The organism is Ruegeria sp. BHSC026, from assembly GCF_059613065.1.
Window position 1 is genome coordinate 1 of the sequence record NZ_JBXWRV010000026.1, and the last position, 22,300, is coordinate 22,300.

Here is a 22,300-nt window from a genome sequence, read left to right on the forward strand (position 1 = left end):
CCCCATCAGCACGAAGCCTTCCGAAAAATGCGGCTGAAAGGCAGTTATCCAATCTACCTGCATGAAGAAATCTCTTACCGCCCTATTCTGCACTTAGCCGGAGTCGACCCCTACTGCGTCGAAAATGGTGGAACATACGAGATCCGTCGTGCCGCCGACGGCTCGCAGACCGGGGTCTGCATCCTCGAGGACGGCGCCGAGGTCGAAGCCTGGGACTATTTCAGGGAAAAGGCGGGATGAAGTGACGGCGGTCGTTGGGTACCGCATGCATTGATGACCGCTTTGTACCAGAAGCGCCGGCCGGAACGGTCGGTTCGAATGTCTGGAAGGTCCCGCATTCTGTGAATTCAATCTCTAAAATCGAATGACTGCAACGGTGGCGTGGCTTGTGGCCCCGCCGCTTTTGTTCGTTGGGCCAGCGGGATTTGGCCAAGCCAAACGCCCCTGGCCGTCAGGGGGAAGGCGCTGCCTTCCCCCTCGGGCAACCCTATTAGACAAAACCGTGTCCTCGCTGCGCTGCGGGCCGCACCACTTTTGTCGAATAGCATTGCCTCGCCCCCATCCGCGTTCGCCACGTGGCAGATCAGCAGGAACAGGCGGCTTCGCCGTCTGAACCTGCAAATCAGCCCTGATTTTCCAAAAAGGGAAGTCAGATCAACGCAACAGGCCACACGGGCAAAAACAGGGATTGGGTCAGTTTATGACGTTTGGGTCAAATTCATCTGACATTCAACATCCCGGTCAGGCCCGTGGGTCGGGCTGCGCCCTCTCCCACTCTGTTCCGCCGGAAACATGCGTTTCCGGTCACAGATTGGCCGAGGCGTAGCCCATCGGCGGAAAGAAGGCACCAAGCCCGAAACGTCGCACCACAAAGGACAAATCTATGACTTCTATCAAGATCGACAAAATGACTGTTGAACAGTTTGGCGAAGCGCTGCGTCGTGAGGCGATTGCCAAGCAAAACGATGCTTTTCGCAAGATGATCCTGCTGGACGAGAGCGTAGGACGTTGGGTTGTGACCCGTGCCATTTACGCAGAAGGCCCCGCTTTTGTTGCGGCCTGCATTCTGGCCGTGCGCAAGTTCGAGGATTTCACCGAAGAAATGGACCCCTATGGCGAGCGTTCTATGGGTCGGCTTGAGATTGAGGGTAAAACGGTCTGGTTCAAGATCGACCTTTATGACGTGGACTATGAAGGCGGTTCCGATGATCCGTCAGAAGTCACCAAGACACGCCGCGTTCTGACCATCCTTTTCCCAAGCGATTACTGAGTTCGGTTGGCGGGGTTCTCTCCCGATCCCGCGCCGAGGCTGGCCTGCCCGGCAGGTCCACGGGAGGGGCGGCAAGCGCCCTTCCCATCCATCACCACAAGCAGAAAGGAAGGTGAAACACATGAGCAATGAAACGAAGAAGCGCCACATTGCCGAGGCTTGGGCGCTTCTCAGGAAGGGCGATCAGTTTGGTATCGGACGCCGCTTCCTGATCCAGCACGGGGCTTTGTAAGCCCACTCGCCTCAGCCCGTCAGGGCTGGGGCATCCATAACACAAAATCTCACCACGAAACAAGGATGAACCAAATGACGAAACAATCCAAAATCATCGCAACCGAGGCCCGCATTCCGCTGGCTATGCTGACACTTTCCCCGTTGAACCCGCGCCAGCATGTGCCTGAGCATGAAGTGGCCGAACTGGCACAAAGTATCTGGGCCGCTGGCCTGATCCAACCAATCGCAGGTCTGGGCGATGATATGGGCGGAGCCGACATTGTTGCAGGCGGTCGCCGTTTGCGAGCTTTGCAGTATCTCGCAGAGCAGCACCCGAACATGGCAGATACGCGCCCCGAACTGGCAAACCCTATGGTGATGCTGGCACCGGACCAAGCCACCGCCGAACAATGGGCCTATGCGGAAAATGTAGCGCGGCGCGATCTGTCACCCGCCGATGAAATCCGTGCCTATGGCAAGATGGAAGCCGCAGGATCGACGCCAGCCGCTATCGCTCGCTCTTTCGCAGTCACGGAAAAGCACGTCTATCGCCGCCTTGCGCTGGCGAACCTGCCAAGTCCGGTGATCGACGCACTGGCCGAGGGCGAAATCAATCTGAGCATGGCCGCATGTTTCACGATCTGCGACGACGAAAAGCACAGCCTTGAAGTCTTGGAGCGGGTTCGCGGCGAGAACTGGAATGACTACCAGTTGAAGAACATGCTCAAGCCCGACAGCGTGAAAGGCACCGACCGCCGTGCGATCTTTGTTGGCGAGGACGCCTATAAGGACGCTGGCGGCAAAATGGGCGGCGATCTGTTTGCCGAAGTCACCCTGTTCGACAACCCCGATATTCTGGAAACCCTGTTTCTTGAAAAGCTGGAAGCCGAGGCCAAGCGCATCCGCGAGGATGAAGGCTGGAATTGGGTCGAAGTCACCGAACGCGATTACGTGTGCAGCTACAGCATGGGGCTGGACAAATATGGCCGTGTTTATGCCGAAGAAGGGGCATTGAACGAGGAAGAAACCGAGCGTTACGACGAGTTGGCCGAACTGGCCGAAGGCGAGGTTCTGGACGAAGAAGGCCAAGCCGAACTGGAGACCTTGCAGGCGATCCTTGATGGGGAGTTCACCGAAGAACAGAAGGTTTTTGCCGGGGCATATGTCTATGTTGGCCGTGATGGTCAGGTGCAGGTATCAGGCGGGTTCATCAAGCCAGAAACCAAGAAGGCAGCAATTGAGGCGGGTGTTTTGCGCGGATCGGCACATAGCACTGGCGGCAGTGATGTGAAAAAGTCGCCTATCTCTCAAAAGCTGGCCGACGATCTTTCTCGCATCGCCCAAGGGGCGCAGCAACACGCGATCTTGCGCGATCCTGACTTGCTGATCGACCTTCTGGCCTACCAGTTGAGCCACAATCTTTTCTGGAAAACGCCCTACGGGATTTCCCTGAATACCGTACCGAACTGGCCGACCACCGAGGCCAATGGCTATGAATTGGATCAACGCCTGACGGACAACGCGCGGCGCGATATGTACGATGCCAAAGACCTTGGCGCATCTTTCCGCGCATTCCGCAAGAAGGGTGCTGACCACATCAAAGGCGAACTGACCCGTTTTCTGGCCGCGCAGTATCAGGGCGGTGACGAGAAGTTGGCCGCGATGGTGGCGAAGGAAACCAAGCCCAATATCCGCGAAGTCTGGACGCCGACCGCTGAAAACTTCTTTGGTCGCGTGGGTGGTCCTTACATGGTCGAGATTTGGCGCGATCTTCTGGACCTGTCCGAAGATCACCCCACCGCAACGAGTTTTGCCAAGCTGAAAAAGGGCGAGAAGGCCGAGAAGTTGGAGAAGCTGTTTTCTGACGCCGACATGCGCAAGGCGCACAACGTCACCGACGAGCAAGCCGCCAAGATCGACGCATGGTTGCCCGAAGGCATGGGCTGAAACCAGAGGCAGGGCGCAAGCGCCCTGCCCCATCCACCGATGGAGGATTGATCTATGAACAGCTTCAAATGGATACCCACCGCGCCCGGTCCCGATGGCCGACCCCGTGAATATCAGATCGAGGGCCATATCGGAAAAATCGGGGTGAAGCGCTACACCGGAAACCGTCCTCTGCGTCCCTATTATCTGGCTGGGCCGAATGTGCCGGAGGAATTTGGTGGCTATTACCGGCTTCTGACAGATGCGAAGAAAGATGCCGAGACGGTCTTGCGCGACATTCTGAAAGAGACCGGAACCGTTAATGAGGATGAGCAGCCATGCCTTTTGTGAACCCGACGAACGAAGGCCGAGTGCTGAAAATGGTCGAGACGTTGCAGCTTATTTTGAAGTCAGCACAGTCCAACAGTGCCAAGGACACAGATATTCAAGACATGCTGCGACCATTGACCGACGAGTTGGCCGGTCTGGGTGCCGCTGCCGCGCCGACCGTTGCGCAGGACGTTAGCCAGGAACAACGAGGATCATGGACCGGCAAGGCTCCGCAATGGGCCAGTGTTCACGACATGGCCGAGCAAGCCGATCTGAAAGACCTGACGGTTGCCATGGCCGTTTATCTGAACCGGATTGACGAGGCACTGTCATGAGGTTCAAACGCCAGATGCGCCACCCGTTCACAGATACCGAGCGCAAACGCGCCGCCTTGCGCCGGAAGCAGCGCAAAGAGCGTGAGGCATTGCCGCTGTTGGCCCCGCTGGTAGCCGCTGCACAACCCGGCGAAGACGATGTTATGCGCGCCCGCGCCGAGGCTTGGACAAAACAAGAGGCAAAAGATCGGGCCGACCGTGCACGGGCATGGCGCAAGGCGCGGCGCAGACTTGCTGATCTGCCGCGCCGTGAGCGGACCATCCTACGTAAAGCGTGGAATGGTGCGCCGTATCCGGCCACCCCTGTTTACCTGCTCGACTTTTTGCACAGATACCTTGTTGGTGTTTTTTCGCTCGATGATCTGCCCTTTGATCCGTCGATTCCGACCGATGCACACGGTCGCCGTATTACCTGAAGGACGAAACGCCCCGTCCACCTGATAGAAATTCCTTGTGGTGAGGATCAACTGGCCCCGCTTCGGCGGGGCTTCTTTTTGCTGAATATTCATTATTGCATTGCTTGAATATTCGTTTTGGGATATACATATGAGTGACAGGAGAACCGCTATGCCCCTCTATATTCGAGACGATCAAGTTGATGATCTTGCCGTTCGCTTCATGAAGCTGACTGGCGCAAAATCCAAAACGGATGCAGTTCGTAAGGCACTTATGGCCCAGCTTGAAGCCGTTTCCAATCAGAAACCGCTTTTAGAGCGCCTTGAGCCGATCCTGAAACGCGCCGACGATCTGGGTCCGGCTGATCCTGATTTCGACATGAAGAAATTCACTGACGAAATGTGGGAAGACGCCTAATGTTCATTGACGCATCTGCGATTTTCGCAGTCCTCAATCGCGAGGCTGGCTATGAAGACCTAGCCCGCCGCATCGACGATGTGACGGACCAGCTCTACACTTCGCCTTTGTCTCGCTTTGAAGCTTCGGTCAGTCTGGCGCGGCAGCGCTCAGGCAAAGACAAGAAGCCTTCCCCCGAGTTGGTTCAGGAATGCGCCTCGCTGGTTTCGGATTTCGTGAAAGAGGTTAAGGCGAAGGATATTCACATCACCAGCAGCATTGGCGACGGAGCAATCCGCGCCGCCGCTGAATATGGTAAGACCGTCGGCCATGCCGCCGATCTGAACTTTGGTGATTGTTTCACCTACGCTTGCGCGAAGGCGTACCGGTTGAAGCTGATCTACAAAGGCAATGACTTTTCCGAAACAGATTTGGCATAGTGCAAGCCTAGCTGAAGTGCTGCGATAGAGGATAGAACCGTTGTCTATTGATTGGTTAGCAAATCTTGACGAGTGGCAATCTCATGAATCGGCCCCACGGGACGGAACCCCAATCTATGTTAGCATCGAGGGTGGCGCTGCGGGGGTCTTCTATTGGGAAGAACGATCCAGCTTTCTAGGTAAATCTAGGGCGGGCAAAGCGATGCCGCCAACATGGATTGGGTTCTTCATCGTGTCTGAGTTGTATCCCGCTGTAACTGGCGATGGTCATGGCAATGAGGTTCCGTTAGGAGACAGGCTTTTGGGGTCTCAAGGGCTTGAAGAACCGTTCCTTTGGAAGCCATTGCCTGCACGCCCTGCCAGCCATGAACCAACTGGTACTGACCGGGGTACAGATTGATGCATACCGCCGTTCTCCATCGCGTTTATCTATTTGCCTATGATGGCTGGGAAGCGCCGCGCTGGATGCGCCGCAGGTTGGCGCGCACAGACTTCCATCGGGCTTGGCTTTGCGGTTTTCACGGCTGGTTTGAAGAGGCAGGCGTGAAATATGGCCCAGCCAACCCCTATCCGCAGGCTGATCAAGAAGCAGAAGAATTTGAAGATTGGCCGGAGGTTTTAATCCGAAACGGCTTGCCGCCGGGTTGATGTTGTGTTTGCCCATTTCGGGAGGGCCATTGCCCCCCAGAAATGGGCCCGTGCTATTCGCACGGAACCGCTTCGCGGAATCAGCACCAGCTCTGTCGTTTGCCACCCTGGTAAGGACGCGCCAGACCTTCAGCAATCAATCGACTGCCGAGATCTTCGCCTTGTATCAGAAGTCGTGCCAACCCGCGTCCGTATTTGTCTCGCCCTGGCAACACGATCAGATCTACCATCCCAGCATCTTCCACGAGTTGTCTCGCGCGGCGTGTCGCTTCGTTACCCAAAGCCAGCTCATAGCTGCATTTTGCGTGGCGCGTTTCCGGAGTGTCAAACCCGACCAGCCGAAACCGGTGGTCTGAAATCGCTATCGTGTCGCCATCAATCATGTAGATTTTTCGAGCTGAGAGAACTTCCCCAAAAGCCACCGTTGATAGTATCATCAGCAGTATGGCGGCCAAGAAGACGACACTCGATTTTACCCAAGGAAAACAGCGCCAAACCTGGCTGGGATACGTGCTTGCAGGCGCAGTTTTTCTCATAGCCCTATTGTCCATCTTCGCGGCTCTGTCCGCTTCCTCGGCGCGGTCACTCTGCCGTTATATCTCTGTCTCGATGCTATCGCCTGAGTTGGTGTTGACTGCCGAGCTGGCGGCAACATCGAGGGCAAAGCTTGCGGGGATGCAAAATCGATCTACCTTCGCACCGGCTGATGCCATGCTGTTCACATATGACGATCCTAAGCTTGTGTCTTTCTGGATGAAAGACACGCCTATCCCCCTCGACATCATTTTTCTTGATGCGGCGGGCGTCGTCTCTCAGATCGAGCATTCGGCTTCGCCACAGTCGCTAGAGCCGATTGAAAGCGAGCGGCCCATTATGGCCGCTCTCGAAGTCCCATCCGGCGCAGCTTCCAGCTGGGGGATCGAGATCGGTTCAAGGATGGTATTTGATCCAGAGCGTTGTATTAACCCGTAGCCGATCACATTCGTGTAGCAATTATGCCCGCGAGTTTTGCAATCGCTGAGCGATTGATGTCATTGGATCAAGAAAGGCGTGCATAAGTCTTGATTTATGCACGCACAAAGGTCGATCAGTCGATCCCAAGCTTGTGGAAAAAGACGCTGTTGCGCATCTCTGCATCTCGCAACACCTTATCCCAGCTCAAAACCTCCATGTAGAGGTTGTTGTTCCCAAACCACTTAAACCACCCGCCGCCATCAGGCATGGGCGTGAAGTCCTTCTCCATCTTTAACCATTCTTTGACCTTCTCCGTGATCTCACACATCACGTAGCCATAGAACGGCGTGTTCTCAGCAACTTGAATCTGCCGTCCTTTTGGGGTCTTGAATTTCCCCTTCTTGACGTTGTTCACATATCGAATGATCTGTTGAACAGGGTCTTCCTTCGAAGACGGATTCACAAAATCATCGCGCCCTGGCTTCTTGAACTCGAAAACGGTGATCGGGTTGCTCGCTTCGTTGTCCCCCCTGAATAGCACCGGCTTATCGAACACCAACAGGTCAGGACGCTCGGTCGCCCCGCCGTCTAGCGGTTTGTCTGAGCTAACAAAATTTGTGAAGTTAAGTCGCTCGTCGATGATCCAGAGGTTGTGATCCTCATAGGCCGTCGCCGCTGAATCACCCTTCCGAGGGAAAATGATGTCGTGAACTGTGCCCTCTGACGGATATTTCTGATCGTCGGTAAGCTCAAAGCTTTTCCCGAAGAGCGTAAGCACATGCTTTCGCAGTGCGATATAGTGGATCAGGTCATTGCGGCTGGTCTTCGATATCTGATCAAGGATTTTTGGCAGGCCGTCTTTGAGCCCTTCCGCATCTGTTTCATTAAGCATCCGAGTGACTTGCTGTCGAATGGCCACTTCCTGAGTGAATTTCTCTTTCTGAAAGACCGTCTCTATTTGCTCCGGCGTCGGGTTGTAAGGCATCGAAGAAAGGTCGATGTCTTCCGCGATCGTTCGATGCCAAGGTGCTGAATCCTCAATATAACCGCGCACCTGTGTGCGTTTCTTCTCCTGTCGCGCCGTGATCGTATCGCCCAATGCATCGCGTGCGATATTCGCTGCGGCCTGTTCAATCTCGGCTTGTGAAATCGGGTGAAGCAGGTCGTCACCCTTGGGGAAATCGAAGCCTCCGCGCTCAAGGGATACGTTGGCATCGAGGTAAGGCCCGAACACATACGCCTTCACAATATAATTGCGGTCTCGATCCTCGCCTTCGCTTGATCCTTCTTCGAAAAACTCGTCCACGAATTCTGGCACAAAGCTATGAATAGCCGTGTCCGTTACCTCGCGGCGATCGGCAACCAGGCTGATCTTGCTCTTCTGATTTCTCGGCGAATAGAGCTTGAAAACGCGAACCTGAAATGTCTGTTCCTTGTCACCAGAACCAAGCACGATCCCTCCGTCTTTGAGCGGGATCTCCTCGATCATCGCGGCCAACTGATTGCTGACGAAGTTGTTTAGAATGATTCGGCCAGTACCATCTTCCTCGGCGATTCCGATCTCGGGGCACTGATAATCGGCGTCGATAAAGTAGGGAAGAAGCCGCTCAACAAGCGTGCGCGCTATCGTTTTCACCTTCTTGTCGGGGAAATGCCGCTTGGCCTTCAGCATTGTCACCCGCGACCCGATCTCACCCTCGGGACAATCCTCAACGGCTTCATTAACGATGATGTCGGTCTGCTTACCCATCTTAAATGCGCGCTTTTTTCGCCCTTCATCACTTTCAAAAACGCTCTCGATAATCAGGTCATCGAAATACTTTAGGCAGGTGAAGCGCCCAAAACCCTTTCCGCCTTGGGCAATCTTGTGATCTGAGTAAAGGGTGTCGAACGAGGTTCTATTTTCGTCATTGAAGCCAATGCCGTTGTCGATGACCGAAAAGCTCTCAACCGGCGGCTGTCCGCCCTCTAGCTCCTGCTGGTTCGAGCGTTTCACCAGGATATCGACCCGTCCTGCTTCAGGCGAAGCGGCTTCGATCGCCTGGATCGCGTTCACTACCGTTTCGACAAGTGGTGTGTAAACGTTGGTCCCTGATCGGATATTTTCAACTGCACGCCTGACATTGATGTTGCTCATAGCCTGATCTCCGCGTCTGGGTTTCCGGCAACGAGGGCATTCATGTAGGCAAGACAAAGTTCGCATGAACGATACGTGCCGCCATAGGCGGCTTTCTCTTCGCGCTCGACGATCGGGAAGGTCGAATAGATGTAGCGAATATCGTCTCGATCGGTGATGCCGTAGAGGTGGAAGAAGACGGCATCGAGCTTGGCGCGCAGTACGAGGCGGCGCTCTTCATCCCAAGTGAAGGGGCGCTTCACAGTTCCGGCCTCATCCACATAGCCCATGTCCCGCGCGAAGGGGGCCATGTCATGGGCAGTGTAAGTGAGCTCAAGAACTGCCTCCCGCACGACTTCTGCGGCGCTCTTCGCTCCGAAACGAACGTTCTCGAATTGATCCTGGGAGATCATCGGAAACTGCTCAGCGATGAACCAATTTACACTTGTGCTGTGGACCTTCGACCGGGCGACAAAATCAAGTGCCAGAGAGTTCAGGTTGGCCACGATAAGATCAGCGCACACCAGATAGGTTCCAACGTCTTCTGGCAACAAGAGCGGTGCCTTGTTGCCAAACCCTGCCTTGGGAACGATGGCCGCTATCATCGTCCGCGCATCGGTTGCCCTGGCGATGTCTCGAAACGCGATCGTCCATTCAATACCAGACGGCAGATCAACTTCGGTCTCCGGCACCCAATACTGCGGGGTCGGCACGAAGTTAGGATCGGCCTTCTGCTCTTCCGACACCGCGCCGCTCAGTGCAGCGTTGTGCAAGTTCTCCTCGTTGACCTCAACCGAGGCTGCGCGGTGATCAAATTGATGGATCATCCGTCCAACATAGAGGGGCAGCCAGTTACCCGAGACGCTTCCGAAGGTATTGCCGCCCAAGGGATAGGCCGACTCCTGCTCTTCCAACTCCTTGCGGGTTCGGAACAAACCGGAGTCGTTCGTCATGTGGAACATGGTCGCGTACTTCACCGGCCATGATTTCACTTCTGTACCAGAAGACCGATCGACCAAGGGCACGGCATTGCCATAGATGACCGTTGTCAGATCAGCATCGCGCTTCGAGCGGAAGATTGGCGCGGTACCGGTGTTCGGATTCACCCTCGCAAAGTCATCGGCACTGAGCGCGAACCTTACTCCCTCTTCCGAAAGGTCAGACACATCATGCAGGAAGAATGCACACTGCGCGGCATGCTCTGTCGGGGAAGGTGACGCGACCAAGGCACAGAATTTAAAGCTGCGGTGAACATCTGGGAAAAACGGCCCGCCTGTTCTTCCCTGCCTTCCGTTCTCAAAGTCGTAAAGTGTCTTCAGCCTCCCTTCCGTCGCCACGCCTTTGAAAAACTTCGCGGCGGTCTTGTCTGAGGCGATACCGGACGGGACAAGTAAGCCGATCAGCCCGTCTTGCTTAACCACGGTCATCGCCCGCTCGACAAAGAGCGAATAGAGATTCACGTCCCCGCCAGATAGCAAAGGATAGTCCCCACCTTTGCGCGCCATACGCGTTCCAGCCTCGGCCCGCTCAGACGCCTTGGCATAGTCCTGGGCCAAAGGATCGTCTGCTTCTTCCAAGGCGGCGATCATCTTCTTTCGATCCGCCGCGCGCGCGGCCATCGCGATCTCTGGGCGGCGTTCCGCAAACCACTCGACTTGCTGAAGCTTCATGCGATCCCATGGCGGGTTGCCGATCACGGCATGAAAGCCGCCCGTTAGATCGTCCTCTTCCCAATCCGACCAAATGCCTGGGAAGGTGACTTGCCAATTTAGGAAGTTTTCCTCTGCGATCAGCATGCGCGCCTGGCCAAGTATCTCGGCAAAGCGCTGTCCTTCTTCGCGCTTGGTTTTGGGCTCCTTCTTGCCCATGGCGATGTCGAGCGGATCGCCAAACTGACCATCGAAGAAGATTTTCAGTGCGTCCTTGCCCGCCTTACCTTTGATGTTGAGCCAGTCGATCGCGTGGATCAGCTTTAGCAGCGCATCAAGCGGGGCGGTCATGTCCTCGACCTCGGCAAACACGTCTGCCGATCGGTGCGCCTCCGCAATCTCCGCGTCGGTCAACCCCTCGACGATCTGCATCTTGGATGCCGCCCGCAAAGCGCGCTTCATCGGCTCATGCAGCAAGAGCGGCGTGCCGTAGGTTGCGGCCTTGTCAATGCCCTTCTTGACCCAGGAGCCGAAGAGGCTATCGCCACAGCGAAGATGGTGATCGAGGAAAGAAAGCGGCGCGCCCACAGTGAAGGTGTGCAGCCACAGCGCCACCTTGGCGAGCTCCACAGCCATCGGGTTCTTATCCACGCCATAGATGCAGCGTTTGAGCACCATACGCCGGATGATGTGCCGGTCGTCGAGCTGTTCCTCGTCGATCGTCCAGTCCCGTTCATCGGCATTGGCCAGGATGGTGTTGCGGATTGTGTCGATCCGCTCGCCAAGAGGCGAAATGTAATCCCCCCATTCCTCGGGCGCATCGAGCTCGGCCTCGGCCATGGCGGTGATCACCTGGTCGGCCATAAAATCGACAAGGCTCACAAGAAAGTGGCCGGAGCCCATGGCGGGGTCGCATATTTTCAGATCAAGAAGAGCGGTCGCGGGGTCGTGCAAGCGAAGTTGACCAATTTTGCGATCAGCAGCGCGGGTGCTGCCTTCCAGTTCCGTGATCTTATCCCTGAAGGCACGCTTGCGCTCTCCGACAAGCGGCTCAAGGGTCTCGGTCAAGATGAGCTGCACCAAGTCGTCGGGCGTGTAATAGCTGCCCGATCCCTTCCGCGCGAAGATGTTCGGCTGAACCGTGATTTCATCGCCGTCGCGCGTCACTTCGTATTCGAGAAGCCGCTCATAGATCGAGCCAAGCTGCTGCACTGAAAGGTTGCGGTAGTTGATGTATTTGCGCCCGTCCGCCGTCACTTCGAACGACAGGGCGTCGATCACGCGTGCCATGACCGCATCGGGGATGCGGATATTGGTCAGGATCGCATGCCGCTCCTGATCGAAGAGACCGCCATTGTAGGGCGGCAAGCCGATCGAAGCATCCCCCTGGTCGATCGCAATAAACAGATCGGCCATCGCGCCCCAATAGCGCGCGGCGGTTTCCGAGAAGACATCGTTCTTGTCTTTACGCTCTTTGACATCGAGGCGCACTTTGTTGCGCAGTCCGTAGTCGTCATAGCGCGTGTCCTTGACGGGCAAGAGATCACGGTCTTCGGCGTAAAGGATGAACAAGAGACGGTAGAGCAGGATAAGGGCTGCTTCGCGCACGGCCTGTAGATCGGCCTCGGGCGCGGCCTTGACGATCGCGCGCACCAAGTCGGGGAACACCTCCCCGAAAACCTTGTTGGAGAGGTCTTCGGCAACGCGCTCTTCGTAGAATTTGCCTTCTTCCAGGGCTTTCTCGTGGAAGGTGCGCGGATCAGCGCCCGCAGGCACAAATGCCTCACGCCGGAAGATCAGCAAGAATACCTTTAGCCAGTGACGGCGATCGTCCTCATTGAGTGCGAAAAGCCCTTCATTGTGCCCTGGCAGATTGAGGATCGCGGCGATGTCGAGCTCGAAGAATTGCTCGGAGACAGATCGCGCGCCTGAGAAATAGAGCCGCCATTTAGAGCCATTGGTCAGAATGCCCCAACGGAGCGAGCCGCCTGTGATGTCGTCGATGCGGCGCAAGTAGCGAAGCATCTGAGTCGAGGGCGCAGTTTCTTCGCCACGCCTGCCAGAACGCCGATCGAGGGGGCGTGCCCATCTTTTCGATTCCACCACAGCGCGGCCGAATTCGTAGCGCTTCCATTCTTCGGGGAAACCGTTCGCCTTGGCCTTCGTTTCAGCGCTTTCAAACAGCAGACCATCGGGCACGTCTTCGCGCCCTTTCGGTGACAGGTTTTGCTGGCGCAGCGATTCCGTCCAGCCAAGCGCTTCAAGAATTGGCCAGATCAGATCGTCTTCTGTCTGACTTTCATTCGGTGTTTGAGTAATTGGGAAGCTGTCAAAATGACCACGAATGCTCTCACCAAACTTTTCAAGATCAGCATCGCCAAGCGTGTTCCATTCCGATATTTCCTGAATGGACTCGGTCAAAAAGTCAGAAGTAAATAGGCTGCCCTGGCTAGCGATCTCACTGCTCAAATCACGTTTTCCTTATTGTTTTTGGCATCCTAACAGTCGGTTATTGCCTATGCACTCGCAAATCGCGCTAGGGGAGAGCTATCCACCCTCAAGAAAGCATGCTTGCATGCAACGCGCTTTGAATGAAAGCCTATGCGTGAAGCCCGTTGTTCGGTGTCAGCGAAAAAGACACGCCCTCGCGTTGCTTCAGGCGGGCAACCATGGCCAGAAGGTTATCCGCACGGGGATTTCCCTTGGCGCTGAGCATGCGCATCAGGCTTTTGGGGTCTTTCTGCATGTCTTCCGCAAGGGTTTCGAAGCCCACGGTGGCGTTCACGTAGTCGCGCAGCAGCACCTTGCCTGTTTCAAGATCATCGCTGAGCATCGCCTCAATCGCTTCTCGGAATAAGCCAACACGGAATTCAGGATCGCGCTCGGCACGGGCCTTGATGGTGTCTTTGAAATCTTTGGTCAGTGGCATGTCAGTCTCCTTTCTGTTTTCGGCTCTTGTAGTCACCCCAAGATGCCTTCGCTTTCTCGATGTCCTTGGACTGGCGCTTCTTCGTGCCGCCGCAGAGCAATATCACCAGCTTGTCACCGTCCTGGCCGAAATAGACGCGATAGCCTGGGCCAAAAGTGATGCGCCGCTCAGATACCCCCTGCCCTACAGGCTTCACATCGCCCAGATTGCCGGTCTCGATCCGCGCAAGCGCGGTTCTGTCCTTCAGGGCAGCGGCAGTGTCGAGTTTGTTGAACCAATCCTCGAACGGCACCTTTCCCTCTTCAGTGACATAGAGAACAAGTTCGATCATAGAAAGCGTCGGTTACACATGTGTTACCATTTGTCAAACTCAAATTTCAAGGAAAGGGCGCTATCACCTGTATTTTCCCTATATTCCTTTGGCGCAAAAATGCTCTTATCGGATTGGCGCGCCGTCCTACTGTCGCACAAGAGCCAGCACCTCACACGGCCAGCATGGTCGCCCAGGACAGCGCGGATCGGCCCATACGGGTAACGATCGACTGTCGCAGTCAGTCTTTCGAGATCCGCGCGAGACGCGCAGATCACATATCCCAAAGGTCTGACCCGATTCCGCTTGCGCTCTATCGGATCAGGCAGTTTTCCATTTGGTTTTTGTCCGCCCAACAGACCTGCCCTGGCCGGTCAATTGGCAAGCGCCCGCTGCGCGGTCGTCGCGTGTCAGGGCCGTGTCCTCACCTTCGGTTGCGGGCCGCACCACCCCTGCCCCGCGACCATTGACAGTCCCGGTCAGGCCCGTGGGTCGGGCTTACGCCCTCACCACTCTGTTTCCGTCCGAAATATGCATTTCGGCCAGATCAGAGAGCCGAGGCGCAGCCCATCGGCGGAAAGAAGGCACCAAGCCCGAAACGTCGCACCACAAAGGACAAATCTATGACCAGCACACTTGAGCTTATGGCCCATCCGCGTCTCTCGTTTGAACGCCAACAAGACGGACGCACCGAAGTTCGTTTTGATATGCGCGGCTTTGGCAGCGACATTGTTTGCACGTATTGGCCTACCGAGGCCGCGAACCCGAACCGTGACCCGTGGGCTTACAATCTGGAACGGATCAACGGGGAGGGTGGAACGTATACCCACCCAACGGAGACCGGATGCAAAATTGCGATCATCCGTCACTTGATTGATGCGGGTTTGATTGGAGCGACCGAAGACAACGCCCATCTTGACGAAAAAAACCAAGTCATTGCGGACGGGTTGAGAGACACCCGCGAGGCATACACTGGCAAGCCGCGCGTGGGTGATTTTGTGATTATGCCAAACGGCAGCTTTGAGCGTTGTTGCAACAGCACCGCCCACGGTATGCAAACCACAGAGGGCGGCAGTTTTTCCCTTAGCCGCTCTGGCGAAGGCAGCTTTTCGGGTGGTCTTAACCGTCCCCAGCTTTGGGAATACTTCAAGGAGACTGGCGAAACCAAGCTGGGCCGGTTCTGGTTTTTCTCTCACAACATTGTTGGTGCAGGCCGTGCGGTAGATGTGTTTTTGCCATGCCGTGTTTTTAAACTTGAGCCTTTCGAAATGACCGAGGCCGAGGCCCGAGCGCACCCAAAAGCGCAGGCCAGCGCCGAGTTTTGGGGCGAGAACCACAGCGATCATCTGACAGTTATTCATAAGCTGATGAAGGGGGCCGCGTGATGCAAGAAGAGATCACAGTCACGGCCCGGCTTGTCTATTCCTGTTCGGCAGACGACAGCCTGACCGCTCAGGGTGAAAGCATTCACGACGATCTATTGCGGCTTCTGGATGCTGACAGCACCACAGGCGTTGAGTGCTGCGGCGTCACCATTCAACACCTTTCCCCCGAAGCCCTGACCTATGGCAATGCCGAGGCGCGGCAAGGGGCGATCCGTCAAAGCGACCGGATCAAAGCCGCGTTGCAAGACCTCTATATCGACACAGAGGAAGCGCGAGAGCTTTTGATCTACGCGCTTTGCGATCTGCGCCACTTTGCCGATCAGCACGGGCTTGCCTTTGGGCGTCACGACAAGGACGCCCACCAGTATTACCGCGAGGAACGGCAGGCCGAACCGGAGGCGTTGGGACAATGAGCCAGACAGCCACAATCCCCCGCCCCGATCCTGACGTGACAATCCATTGCGGCGCTTGCGGTGGCGAGAACATCCGAAAGGACGCCTACGCCGAATGGAACGCAGAGCTTCAGCAATGGGAGCTTAGCGCGATTTTCGACCACACCGTTTGCGACGATTGCGGCAGCGAAAATTCAGCCATCGAAAAGGTGATTGAACAATGACCATCGAAGGAATCAAAGCCGCCGTTGATGCAGGTAAAGCCGTTCGGTGGTCCCACGATGGATACCACGTTACCCGCGACAGCTTGGGGCAATACCTGATCACTTTTCAACCCAATGGGAACACCATTGGGTTGACCAACCGCGCAGGCGACAAGCTGAACGGCCAACCCGAAGATTTTTACATCGCTGAGGTGGCAGCATGACACCAGCAGCAAAAGAGTTTGTGCGGTTGATCAACGATATTGACCGCTCAAAATACCGCACCGAGGTTTTTTCTGATTTCTGCGAAATGGGCTATTGCGCACTGGCAAAGAAAGCCAGCCCGTTCACCGAGCAACAGGACGCCCTAGAGGCACAATATATGGAAGTGGTCGGGCGATACCGCGACAAGGACGATGTGCGCAAAATGCCCGAACTCATGGGCATTGCCCTTGGCGAGATTGGCAAGGGTGGTTGCGATTTTCTGGGTATGGTAGCCGGTGAGATTGGCGCACTGGACAGCAGGCTAGGGCAGTTTTTCACGCCATACGAGGTTTCGCGCCTCATGGCTGAAATTAACCTGTCTAACGTTGACCAGATGATTGATGAACAAGGGTTCATCACCTTGCAAGAACCAGCAGCAGGTGCAGGCGGTATGCTTATGGCGGTGGCTGATGTGATCGAGGGTAAGGGTCACAATCTGGAAACAACCGTCTGGATCGAGGCGGTAGAGCTTTCGCGATCGACCTATCACATGTGCTATCTGCAATGCGCAGCCCGTGGCCTTGCTGGCAAGATCATTTGCGGAAACAGCATTTCGCTTGAGGTTTTCACTGGCGCCTATACCGCCGCCGCGCCGGTTTTTCTCAATGCCAACGGCGATCCTTTCGCCAAGCAGAAAGAGCGGGCCGCACAGTGGGAAGCCGCTGAAAAAGAACGGGCGCAACGCATCGAGGCCGAGCGCGCAGAACGTCTTGAAAATCTCGGCACTGGCCCAGCCATCGCAGGCGATCAGCTCACCCTCTTTTGAGGGTGGCAACCTGCCTTTTTAGTCCCTGCCCCAGACGACCTGCGGCCATCCGCGCCAAGGACGTGCGCTATTCGCGCAGAAGCCGCATTGCGCGGCGTCGTCGCCAGACTCGATGCACCAAGATCATCCCGTGCAGATCGTGTCCGGCTGTTAACCTGGTCCACGCTTTGCGCCGCCCAGGGCCGAACATCCCCACCCCACACGGTCTTTGCATTATCCCACACCCGTAAAGGACTTCACTGCGCCAAAGAGGGCGCAGATCGCACGCGGCCTTGCAGGCCGTCCTTGACGTGGCGTGTCCAAATGCCTGCGACCGCATGGGGCAGTGATTCCATTGCTTTTTGACGGTTTTCAACCTAAATTGAGAAAGGAACTCACCATGAGCGAGCAAATGAGCAACGAACAGTTTCAACAACTGATGACCCGCCTCGATCACATCGAGGGTAACATGGTCAAGAAGTCAGACGTTTTCCAATCGGTTCTGACCGTTCAAGGCTTCATGTTTGCCATCGTTGTTGGCGTCGTCGTCGTTTTGAACTCCCTGATCGGCTTCGGCTGACACGGTTAGCGGCCCTTCGGGGCCGCTTTTCCCGTTTCTCACCGTGCTTAGTTGGGGAACCCGAACACAGCGATCATCCCAATCATCACGGCTAAAGCTACCACGGCTAACCCGATACCCTTGCCCCAATCTCCTAATGATGCCCCAGCAAGAATGGGGTCTTCCCCGTGGCACTTCGGGCAAACTTTGGCGCGCATCGCTACTGGCTCATAGCCGCAATGTCCGCACTTTCCTGTTTTACTCATCTTTTCTCATCATCTTTCCGAAAAATATCCTCGGGGCGCGCCCATCGGGTGCGGGGGCGGAAGCCCCTAGAAATGCGGATCGTTCTCCGCCAGCCACCGCTCCATTTTCTGCGCCCATATTCTGAAATGATAGAGCGTTTCTCGTGAGGTCCAGATTACTCCAATGCCGCTAACAACAAGGATAAGGTAAAACCGATGGTCCGAAAGCCACTCCCCGTTGTTCATTGCATAGGCTACCAAGCCGATCACGAAGAAGATTCCAATCAATAAGGAATGAAGGACAGCTTTAAATCGGTGTTTGTAGGCTGTTGTTAGCAGCTCATCGCGTCCACTCGCGACAATGGGATCTACGACACGTCTCTCCCAGCTTTCTACAGCATCCTTTCTTGCCACCAGTTTGGCGCGATAGTTCAGCAGTTTACGCAACAGCTTCTTCATTGCTCACAGATACCACGCTGCCTCGTCCTTTTAAATGCGTGTCCGTCATGCCTTGCCCTGTCTCCATGAACATCATCGGCCAATTTACACGGCGCGGGAACCTGTAAACACCAAGCCTTCGGGCGCGTGCCGCGCGTGTTGACTGGTCCCCTTTCCCGCCGTGTCTTTCTGCCTCGTTTATTCATTAAGGAGACAGATCATGAAATACATTCGTAAAACAGCAACCCGCCTTCGTCGCATCGCAGCTCGCAGATTGAAAACAGTTCGGAAGCAGCTTCAGCGCATCGACCTGAGCCTGGCTATCGAAGTCAACTTGGTTTTTCTGAAAATCACGTTCGAGATAAAAAGCCGGGACAAGTAGCCCGGCTGCGCGGCGGCCGGTATCGGCCGCCCGCCGCGTATTGCCTATTCGGTTACGTCGCTGTCGTCGCCTGCTTTCGCGGGGAAGGCCACCAGTTCGGTCGCACCAACAGGGAAGTCGAGCTTGATCGAGAGGAAAGTTTCGTCGCTGTCGCGGCGTTGATTTTCGAAAACAGCCCCGACTCGCCGGAAGCTCGTTTTCTCTGTTCCGTTGTCGTCGTATTTGACAGGGACGTTTAGGGTGTATCGTGTCATAGTGGTCTCCTTCGTTTCACTTCTTTCCTTTGACGATTGAAGAGCTTGAGCGCCGTGAACGCTTCAGATCCTCGGTTTCGTGTCGTCAGGAAGAACCGTAGTGAAAGAATGCTTACAGTTCCAGTAGCTATTTAACACCCTTTATAGATAGTTTACGACTTTTGAGCGTCATTTTCGATAAGGGTTTCGGAACGGTTTCGAAAGGGTTGGATAACGGTTTGAAAAGGGTTGTGGGCCATCCCGAGCTTGCAGCTCGTGACCGCGCTCTAAGCTTCAGCCGGCATACCGGCTTTCGCTCCGAACCCCCCTGCCCTGTCTCCCTGCGGCCAAAGCGCCGGCTACTGTCTCTATCGAGTCAGCATCCGGCGCGGCTCGCATGGTCGCCCAGGTCAGGGCGGATCGGCCCTTGCGGGTAACGATCGACTTGTCCTGGCGGCGAAGCCGCCCCGCCGCGCTTTCCATCCCTTCGGGATTGTCTCTCGCGTTGCCCGGGCCTGCGCCTTTCTGATTTTCCTGATTGGCTTATCTGGGATGCGGATCTCCACACGGAACAAGTTGGGCGGCATCAGCAAACCTGCACTGAGACAGCCGTTATTGTCGGTGGGTCATTGGAGCCTCTTCAGCTGATCCAAACGCTTTTGCCTTTCTTGGTTTGATTGATCACAGTCGAGCTTGGGCGCCCTTTCCGATCCCTCATATGTGTTTCTATCTGATAAAACATCGCGCGCAGCCGGGGAGAGCCGCGGTTCAAGAACCGCTTCAACAGGTATTTTCCCCTGCCCTACGGGCATTCCTCGCGCGACAAAATACCTGCTGACACTCCCCTCATAGCTGCACGCCAGAGAATGTTTATCGAAACACAAGATGAAGGATCTACAAAATGGCACAAGCTCTGAAACTGCGCGTTAAAACCGGCGAAAAAGACGGCAAAAACTTCTGGAACACCTGCGGGGTTCTCTTCCTGAACACCGACGACAACGGCAACGTCACTTCGGTCACAGTGAAGCACGACATGTTCCCCGGTGTGGAAATGGCTGCGTTCCCTGCCAAACCGAAGGAGGAAGATCAGGAATAAGGCGCTAACGCACCTGGGCGGTCGAGAGACCGCCCTTTCCCGTGTTCGGGAAGCCGCGCGCGGCAGGGCGGGTCGTGCAGGGCTAAGTGCCCTGCCCTACTCCGCCTCATAACGATGCCTGGACAGGCATCGAGCCTTGGGGTTCGGGCAAGCCGAACGCCGCTTCGGCTGTTTGGCGGCAGGGATGCCGCCGCCAGCAAGCAAAATAGACATTCCCGTGTTGGCGGCTACGCCGCCTGCCCGCGCCAGTCATGTCGATTTGGCCCGCTGGCTCCTAATCCTTTCTTTCATCGCATTCGAGGTTTCAGGAGCAGGCGCATTCGCGCTGTCCAAAAACCCCGATGCCCATTTTTGGCACCAGACCGAAGCGGGCGCACCACAAGGAGGCCAGACATGGCAAAAGCACGGTTCGACATTAAACAGCACGTTACTGACACGATCATTAAGCAGATCGAGGCAGGCACCCCGCCCTGGCGCAAACCGTGGACGGGCGACATGGCAGGCGCTTCTTTCCCGTTGCGGCACAATGGCGAGAAGTATCAGGGCGTCAATGTGTTGATGCTTTGGGCAACGGCCATGATGCAGGGCTATCAGTCCGCGCGCTGGATGACATTCAAGCAAGCACTGGAATTGGGCGGTTGCGTTAAAAAGGGCGCGAAGTCCACGAAATCAGTCTACTATGGAACCTATGAAAAGGAGGTCGATGGCGAGGCCGAGACCGTGCGCGTGGTCAAGTATTTCAGCGTTTTCAACGTGGATCAGATCGAAGGCTTGCCCGAGGAATACTATATCCGACCCGAACCGCCCCGCGATCTTGGCACCGAAGCGAACCCGGAGCTTGATTCATTCTTTGACGCTATCGGCGCTGAGATTGTTACCAGTGACAAACCGCAAGCTTACTATGACCCGAAAAACGATCAGGTGCATATGCCACCTGTTGCCACGTTCTACGATGCAGCCGGATACTACGGCACCTTGAGTCATGAAATCGGGCATTATGTCTTGGCCGATCACCGCATTGGCACCCAGAAGAAGTTTGCAAACCGTGCCGAGTATTCCATGGGCGAACTTGAAGCCGAAATTTTCAGCGCATTTCTTGCCGTTCATCTGGGGTTTGAGCCGCATTTTGACCAAACCGCAGCTTACGTTGAAGGGTGGTTGAAAGCACTCAAGGACGACAAGAACGCTATTTTCAAGGCAGCTGCACAAGCCCAGAAAGCTTTTGACTATGTGTTGGACAAGCAGAACGTGGCCGCAGTGTCGGAGGCAGCGTAATGGGCTGGACCTGCCACTACACCCCGCCCCGAGACGAAAAGGCAGAGATTGAGCGCCTTATGACATACGAAAACGAGGATCGGGCCATGCGGCCCATCCTCACCACCCGCAAGGGCTCGGTCTGGTATGTCGCCGTTGAAGTGACCTGCAAAACTGAGGAAACCGAAACCTACGGTTACACCCGCGACAGCTTGGGCCGGTATGTTTTTGCAGCCGTGGTCCTGACCCGTCGCGGTGGTGGCGAATGGTGCTACAAGGACATGGAGGAAAGCATGGGTCCATGTGAGGCAATGGCCCCAAAGAAATTGCTTGATCTGTTGAGCGAAACTGACCGCGAATATGCTGTGTCGTGGCGAGAGCGTTGCCGGAAAAATGCGGCTTTGGTGCGCCGTAAAGTCAATCACGGTGACGTTGTTCGTTTCGAGCAGCCTTTAACCTTTGGTGACGGCATCGAGCGCCAGACATTCAAGGTTATCAAAGAGCGTTTTGCGGGATACCGCCGCGCAACCACATGCTTTGAATGTGTGGACACGGGCACGACATGCCGCATCAGTCGATTCATGCAACGCAACTGGTCGAAAGTATAGCCAGCCCAAGAGATCGAAAGAAAGGACCGTCAGCGCGGTCCTTTCTTATGTGCTGGTATTGAAAATTGGGGCGAGACCGAGCTTCGCCCCAATCTAACCTTTGGTCAGATTTGAAATTGGGTTTGAAACCTCCCTGACGGGCGATTTCAAACCGTGGGCAGCGCTAAGAGCGCTGCCCTGCCCGTTCGAGATAGATGATCTCGTTTTTGATCTTGCTGAATGGTACTGTCCAGGCAACGCAGAGCTTCCCGTCTTGACCACGGTATCTCTGCCCCACTTCCACCAGCTCACCATTGATCCGCATGGAGATCTTCAACCTGTCAGGCCATTTCTGTCTGCCAACCTTTGCCGCGTTCATGGCTTCCCTTTCTCTCACAGCGCTATCAACACGCGACTAATTGTCCGCATTGGCGGGGCCTCGCGCCTTTGTCCTGAAAAACCCCACGGTTTTTCGGGGGCAAAGGAGGGAGGGCAACGCCCGACCGACGACTTTGGGCGGAGGGGTCAAGGGGGCAATCTGTCTATGGTGCGGCCCGCAGCGCGTAGCGCGAGGACACGGTTAGACAGATTGACGCCAGCTTTGC

At 55.7% G+C, this 22,300-nt stretch carries 27 protein-coding genes; 20 read left to right on the forward strand and 7 right to left on the reverse strand.

Annotated features, from left to right (window positions below):
• The 9 genes from AC2FME_RS17640 to AC2FME_RS17680 form a co-directional block, all read left to right on the forward strand.
• Window positions 1-240 (forward strand): putative hemolysin (locus AC2FME_RS17640; RefSeq protein WP_496801128.1); only part of this gene is annotated, 240 nt, incomplete at its 5' end.
• A 643-nt stretch (window positions 241-883) separates the two neighbouring features.
• Window positions 884-1,270 carry a DUF3768 domain-containing protein gene (locus AC2FME_RS17645; protein ID WP_496801129.1) on the forward strand — a complete coding sequence of 129 codons (387 nt, stop codon included), beginning with the start codon at window positions 884-886 and terminating at the stop codon, window positions 1,268-1,270.
• Window positions 1,271-1,429: 159 nt separating this feature from the next.
• Window positions 1,430-3,430 (forward strand): ParB/RepB/Spo0J family partition protein, encoded by a 2,001-nt coding sequence (locus tag AC2FME_RS17650; RefSeq protein ID WP_496801130.1) that lies wholly within the window; start codon window positions 1,430-1,432, stop codon window positions 3,428-3,430.
• 54 nt (window positions 3,431-3,484) lie between these two features.
• Window positions 3,485-3,760, forward strand: coding sequence for a hypothetical protein (locus tag AC2FME_RS17655; RefSeq protein ID WP_496801131.1), 276 nt, complete (start codon window positions 3,485-3,487; stop codon window positions 3,758-3,760).
• Window positions 3,748-4,074: a hypothetical protein gene (locus AC2FME_RS17660; RefSeq protein ID WP_496801132.1), complete on the forward strand. Its 327-nt coding sequence runs from the start codon at window positions 3,748-3,750 to the stop codon at window positions 4,072-4,074. The genes AC2FME_RS17655 and AC2FME_RS17660 overlap by 13 nt, the downstream gene beginning before the upstream one ends.
• Window positions 4,071-4,490, forward strand: coding sequence for a hypothetical protein (locus AC2FME_RS17665; RefSeq protein WP_496801133.1), 420 nt, complete (start codon window positions 4,071-4,073; stop codon window positions 4,488-4,490). The genes AC2FME_RS17660 and AC2FME_RS17665 overlap by 4 nt, the downstream gene beginning before the upstream one ends.
• Before the next feature lie 151 nt (window positions 4,491-4,641).
• Complete coding sequence (locus AC2FME_RS17670; protein ID WP_024099609.1) at window positions 4,642-4,887, forward strand: type II toxin-antitoxin system VapB family antitoxin; 246 nt, start codon at window positions 4,642-4,644, stop codon at window positions 4,885-4,887.
• Window positions 4,887-5,306 carry a type II toxin-antitoxin system VapC family toxin gene (locus AC2FME_RS17675; RefSeq protein ID WP_209260517.1) on the forward strand — a complete coding sequence of 140 codons (420 nt, stop codon included), beginning with the start codon at window positions 4,887-4,889 and terminating at the stop codon, window positions 5,304-5,306. Before AC2FME_RS17670 ends, AC2FME_RS17675 begins: the two co-directional genes overlap by 1 nt.
• Window positions 5,307-5,705: 399 nt before the next feature.
• A complete protein-coding gene (locus tag AC2FME_RS17680) occupies window positions 5,706-5,954 on the forward strand; it encodes a hypothetical protein (RefSeq protein WP_496801134.1) in 249 nt (82 codons plus the stop codon).
• Between the two features lie 80 nt (window positions 5,955-6,034).
• Here AC2FME_RS17680 and AC2FME_RS17685 read toward each other — a convergent pair whose 3' ends face one another.
• Window positions 6,035-6,409, reverse strand: coding sequence for a thermonuclease family protein (locus tag AC2FME_RS17685; RefSeq protein ID WP_496801135.1), 375 nt, complete (start codon window positions 6,407-6,409; stop codon window positions 6,035-6,037).
• Here AC2FME_RS17685 and AC2FME_RS17690 point away from each other — a divergent pair.
• Window positions 6,399-6,926 carry a DUF192 domain-containing protein gene (locus tag AC2FME_RS17690; protein ID WP_496801136.1) on the forward strand — a complete coding sequence of 176 codons (528 nt, stop codon included), beginning with the start codon at window positions 6,399-6,401 and terminating at the stop codon, window positions 6,924-6,926. The two genes, AC2FME_RS17685 and AC2FME_RS17690, sit on opposite strands and share 11 nt — an antisense overlap.
• Window positions 6,927-7,041: 115 nt before the next feature.
• Here AC2FME_RS17690 and AC2FME_RS17695 read toward each other — a convergent pair whose 3' ends face one another.
• The 4 genes from AC2FME_RS17695 to AC2FME_RS17710 form a co-directional block, all read right to left on the reverse strand.
• The gene (locus tag AC2FME_RS17695) at window positions 7,042-9,045 is read right to left on the reverse strand and encodes an ATP-binding protein (protein ID WP_496801137.1); all 2,004 of its coding nucleotides are present in this window, start codon (window positions 9,043-9,045) and stop codon (window positions 7,042-7,044) included.
• Window positions 9,042-13,142, reverse strand: a complete 4,101-nt coding sequence (locus AC2FME_RS17700; protein WP_496801138.1) for an Eco57I restriction-modification methylase domain-containing protein — start codon at window positions 13,140-13,142, stop codon at window positions 9,042-9,044. Before AC2FME_RS17700 ends, AC2FME_RS17695 begins: the two co-directional genes overlap by 4 nt.
• Window positions 13,143-13,272: 130 nt before the next feature.
• On the reverse strand, window positions 13,273-13,602 hold the full coding sequence (locus tag AC2FME_RS17705; protein WP_496801139.1) for a helix-turn-helix domain-containing transcriptional regulator: 330 nt from the start codon (window positions 13,600-13,602) through the stop codon (window positions 13,273-13,275).
• Window position 13,603: 1 nt separating this feature from the next.
• Window positions 13,604-13,933 (reverse strand): type II toxin-antitoxin system RelE/ParE family toxin, encoded by a 330-nt coding sequence (locus AC2FME_RS17710; protein ID WP_496801140.1) that lies wholly within the window; start codon window positions 13,931-13,933, stop codon window positions 13,604-13,606.
• A gap of 602 nt (window positions 13,934-14,535) precedes the next feature.
• Here AC2FME_RS17710 and AC2FME_RS17715 point away from each other — a divergent pair.
• From AC2FME_RS17715 to AC2FME_RS17740, 6 genes are all read left to right on the forward strand, one after another.
• Window positions 14,536-15,297: a hypothetical protein gene (locus AC2FME_RS17715; RefSeq protein WP_496801141.1), complete on the forward strand. Its 762-nt coding sequence runs from the start codon at window positions 14,536-14,538 to the stop codon at window positions 15,295-15,297.
• A complete protein-coding gene (locus AC2FME_RS17720) occupies window positions 15,297-15,710 on the forward strand; it encodes a hypothetical protein (protein ID WP_496801142.1) in 414 nt (137 codons plus the stop codon). The genes AC2FME_RS17715 and AC2FME_RS17720 overlap by 1 nt, the downstream gene beginning before the upstream one ends.
• Complete coding sequence (locus AC2FME_RS17725) at window positions 15,707-15,913, forward strand: hypothetical protein (RefSeq protein ID WP_496801143.1); 207 nt, start codon at window positions 15,707-15,709, stop codon at window positions 15,911-15,913. The genes AC2FME_RS17720 and AC2FME_RS17725 overlap by 4 nt, the downstream gene beginning before the upstream one ends.
• Window positions 15,910-16,116, forward strand: a complete 207-nt coding sequence (locus tag AC2FME_RS17730) for a hypothetical protein (protein WP_024099637.1) — start codon at window positions 15,910-15,912, stop codon at window positions 16,114-16,116. Before AC2FME_RS17725 ends, AC2FME_RS17730 begins: the two co-directional genes overlap by 4 nt.
• Window positions 16,113-16,922 carry an N-6 DNA methylase gene (locus AC2FME_RS17735; RefSeq protein ID WP_496801144.1) on the forward strand — a complete coding sequence of 270 codons (810 nt, stop codon included), beginning with the start codon at window positions 16,113-16,115 and terminating at the stop codon, window positions 16,920-16,922. Before AC2FME_RS17730 ends, AC2FME_RS17735 begins: the two co-directional genes overlap by 4 nt.
• A 379-nt stretch (window positions 16,923-17,301) precedes the next feature.
• Entirely contained in the window at window positions 17,302-17,481 is a 180-nt protein-coding gene (locus AC2FME_RS17740) for a hypothetical protein (RefSeq protein WP_024099639.1), read from the forward strand.
• Window positions 17,482-17,792: 311 nt separating this feature from the next.
• Here AC2FME_RS17740 and AC2FME_RS17745 read toward each other — a convergent pair whose 3' ends face one another.
• Window positions 17,793-18,164 carry a hypothetical protein gene (locus AC2FME_RS17745; RefSeq protein WP_496801145.1) on the reverse strand — a complete coding sequence of 124 codons (372 nt, stop codon included), beginning with the start codon at window positions 18,162-18,164 and terminating at the stop codon, window positions 17,793-17,795.
• Window positions 18,165-18,363: 199 nt separating this feature from the next.
• On the opposite strand from AC2FME_RS17745, the gene AC2FME_RS17750 reads away from it, so the two are divergent.
• Window positions 18,364-18,525, forward strand: a complete 162-nt coding sequence (locus AC2FME_RS17750) for a hypothetical protein (RefSeq protein ID WP_496801146.1) — start codon at window positions 18,364-18,366, stop codon at window positions 18,523-18,525.
• A 44-nt stretch (window positions 18,526-18,569) separates the two neighbouring features.
• On the opposite strand, the gene AC2FME_RS17755 is transcribed toward AC2FME_RS17750, so the two are convergent.
• Window positions 18,570-18,779, reverse strand: a complete 210-nt coding sequence (locus AC2FME_RS17755) for a hypothetical protein (RefSeq protein ID WP_024099643.1) — start codon at window positions 18,777-18,779, stop codon at window positions 18,570-18,572.
• A gap of 880 nt (window positions 18,780-19,659) precedes the next feature.
• Between AC2FME_RS17755 and AC2FME_RS17760 the strand changes: the two genes are divergently transcribed.
• The 3 genes from AC2FME_RS17760 (at window position 19,660) to AC2FME_RS17770 (ending at window position 21,716) form a co-directional block, all read left to right on the forward strand.
• A complete protein-coding gene (locus AC2FME_RS17760; protein WP_024099644.1) occupies window positions 19,660-19,854 on the forward strand; it encodes a hypothetical protein in 195 nt (64 codons plus the stop codon).
• 393 nt (window positions 19,855-20,247) lie between these two features.
• Window positions 20,248-21,129: an ArdC family protein gene (locus AC2FME_RS17765; protein WP_496801147.1), complete on the forward strand. Its 882-nt coding sequence runs from the start codon at window positions 20,248-20,250 to the stop codon at window positions 21,127-21,129.
• Window positions 21,129-21,716, forward strand: a complete 588-nt coding sequence (locus AC2FME_RS17770) for a DUF6927 domain-containing protein (RefSeq protein ID WP_496801148.1) — start codon at window positions 21,129-21,131, stop codon at window positions 21,714-21,716. Before AC2FME_RS17765 ends, AC2FME_RS17770 begins: the two co-directional genes overlap by 1 nt.
• The last annotated feature ends 584 nt before the right edge of the window (window positions 21,717-22,300 follow it).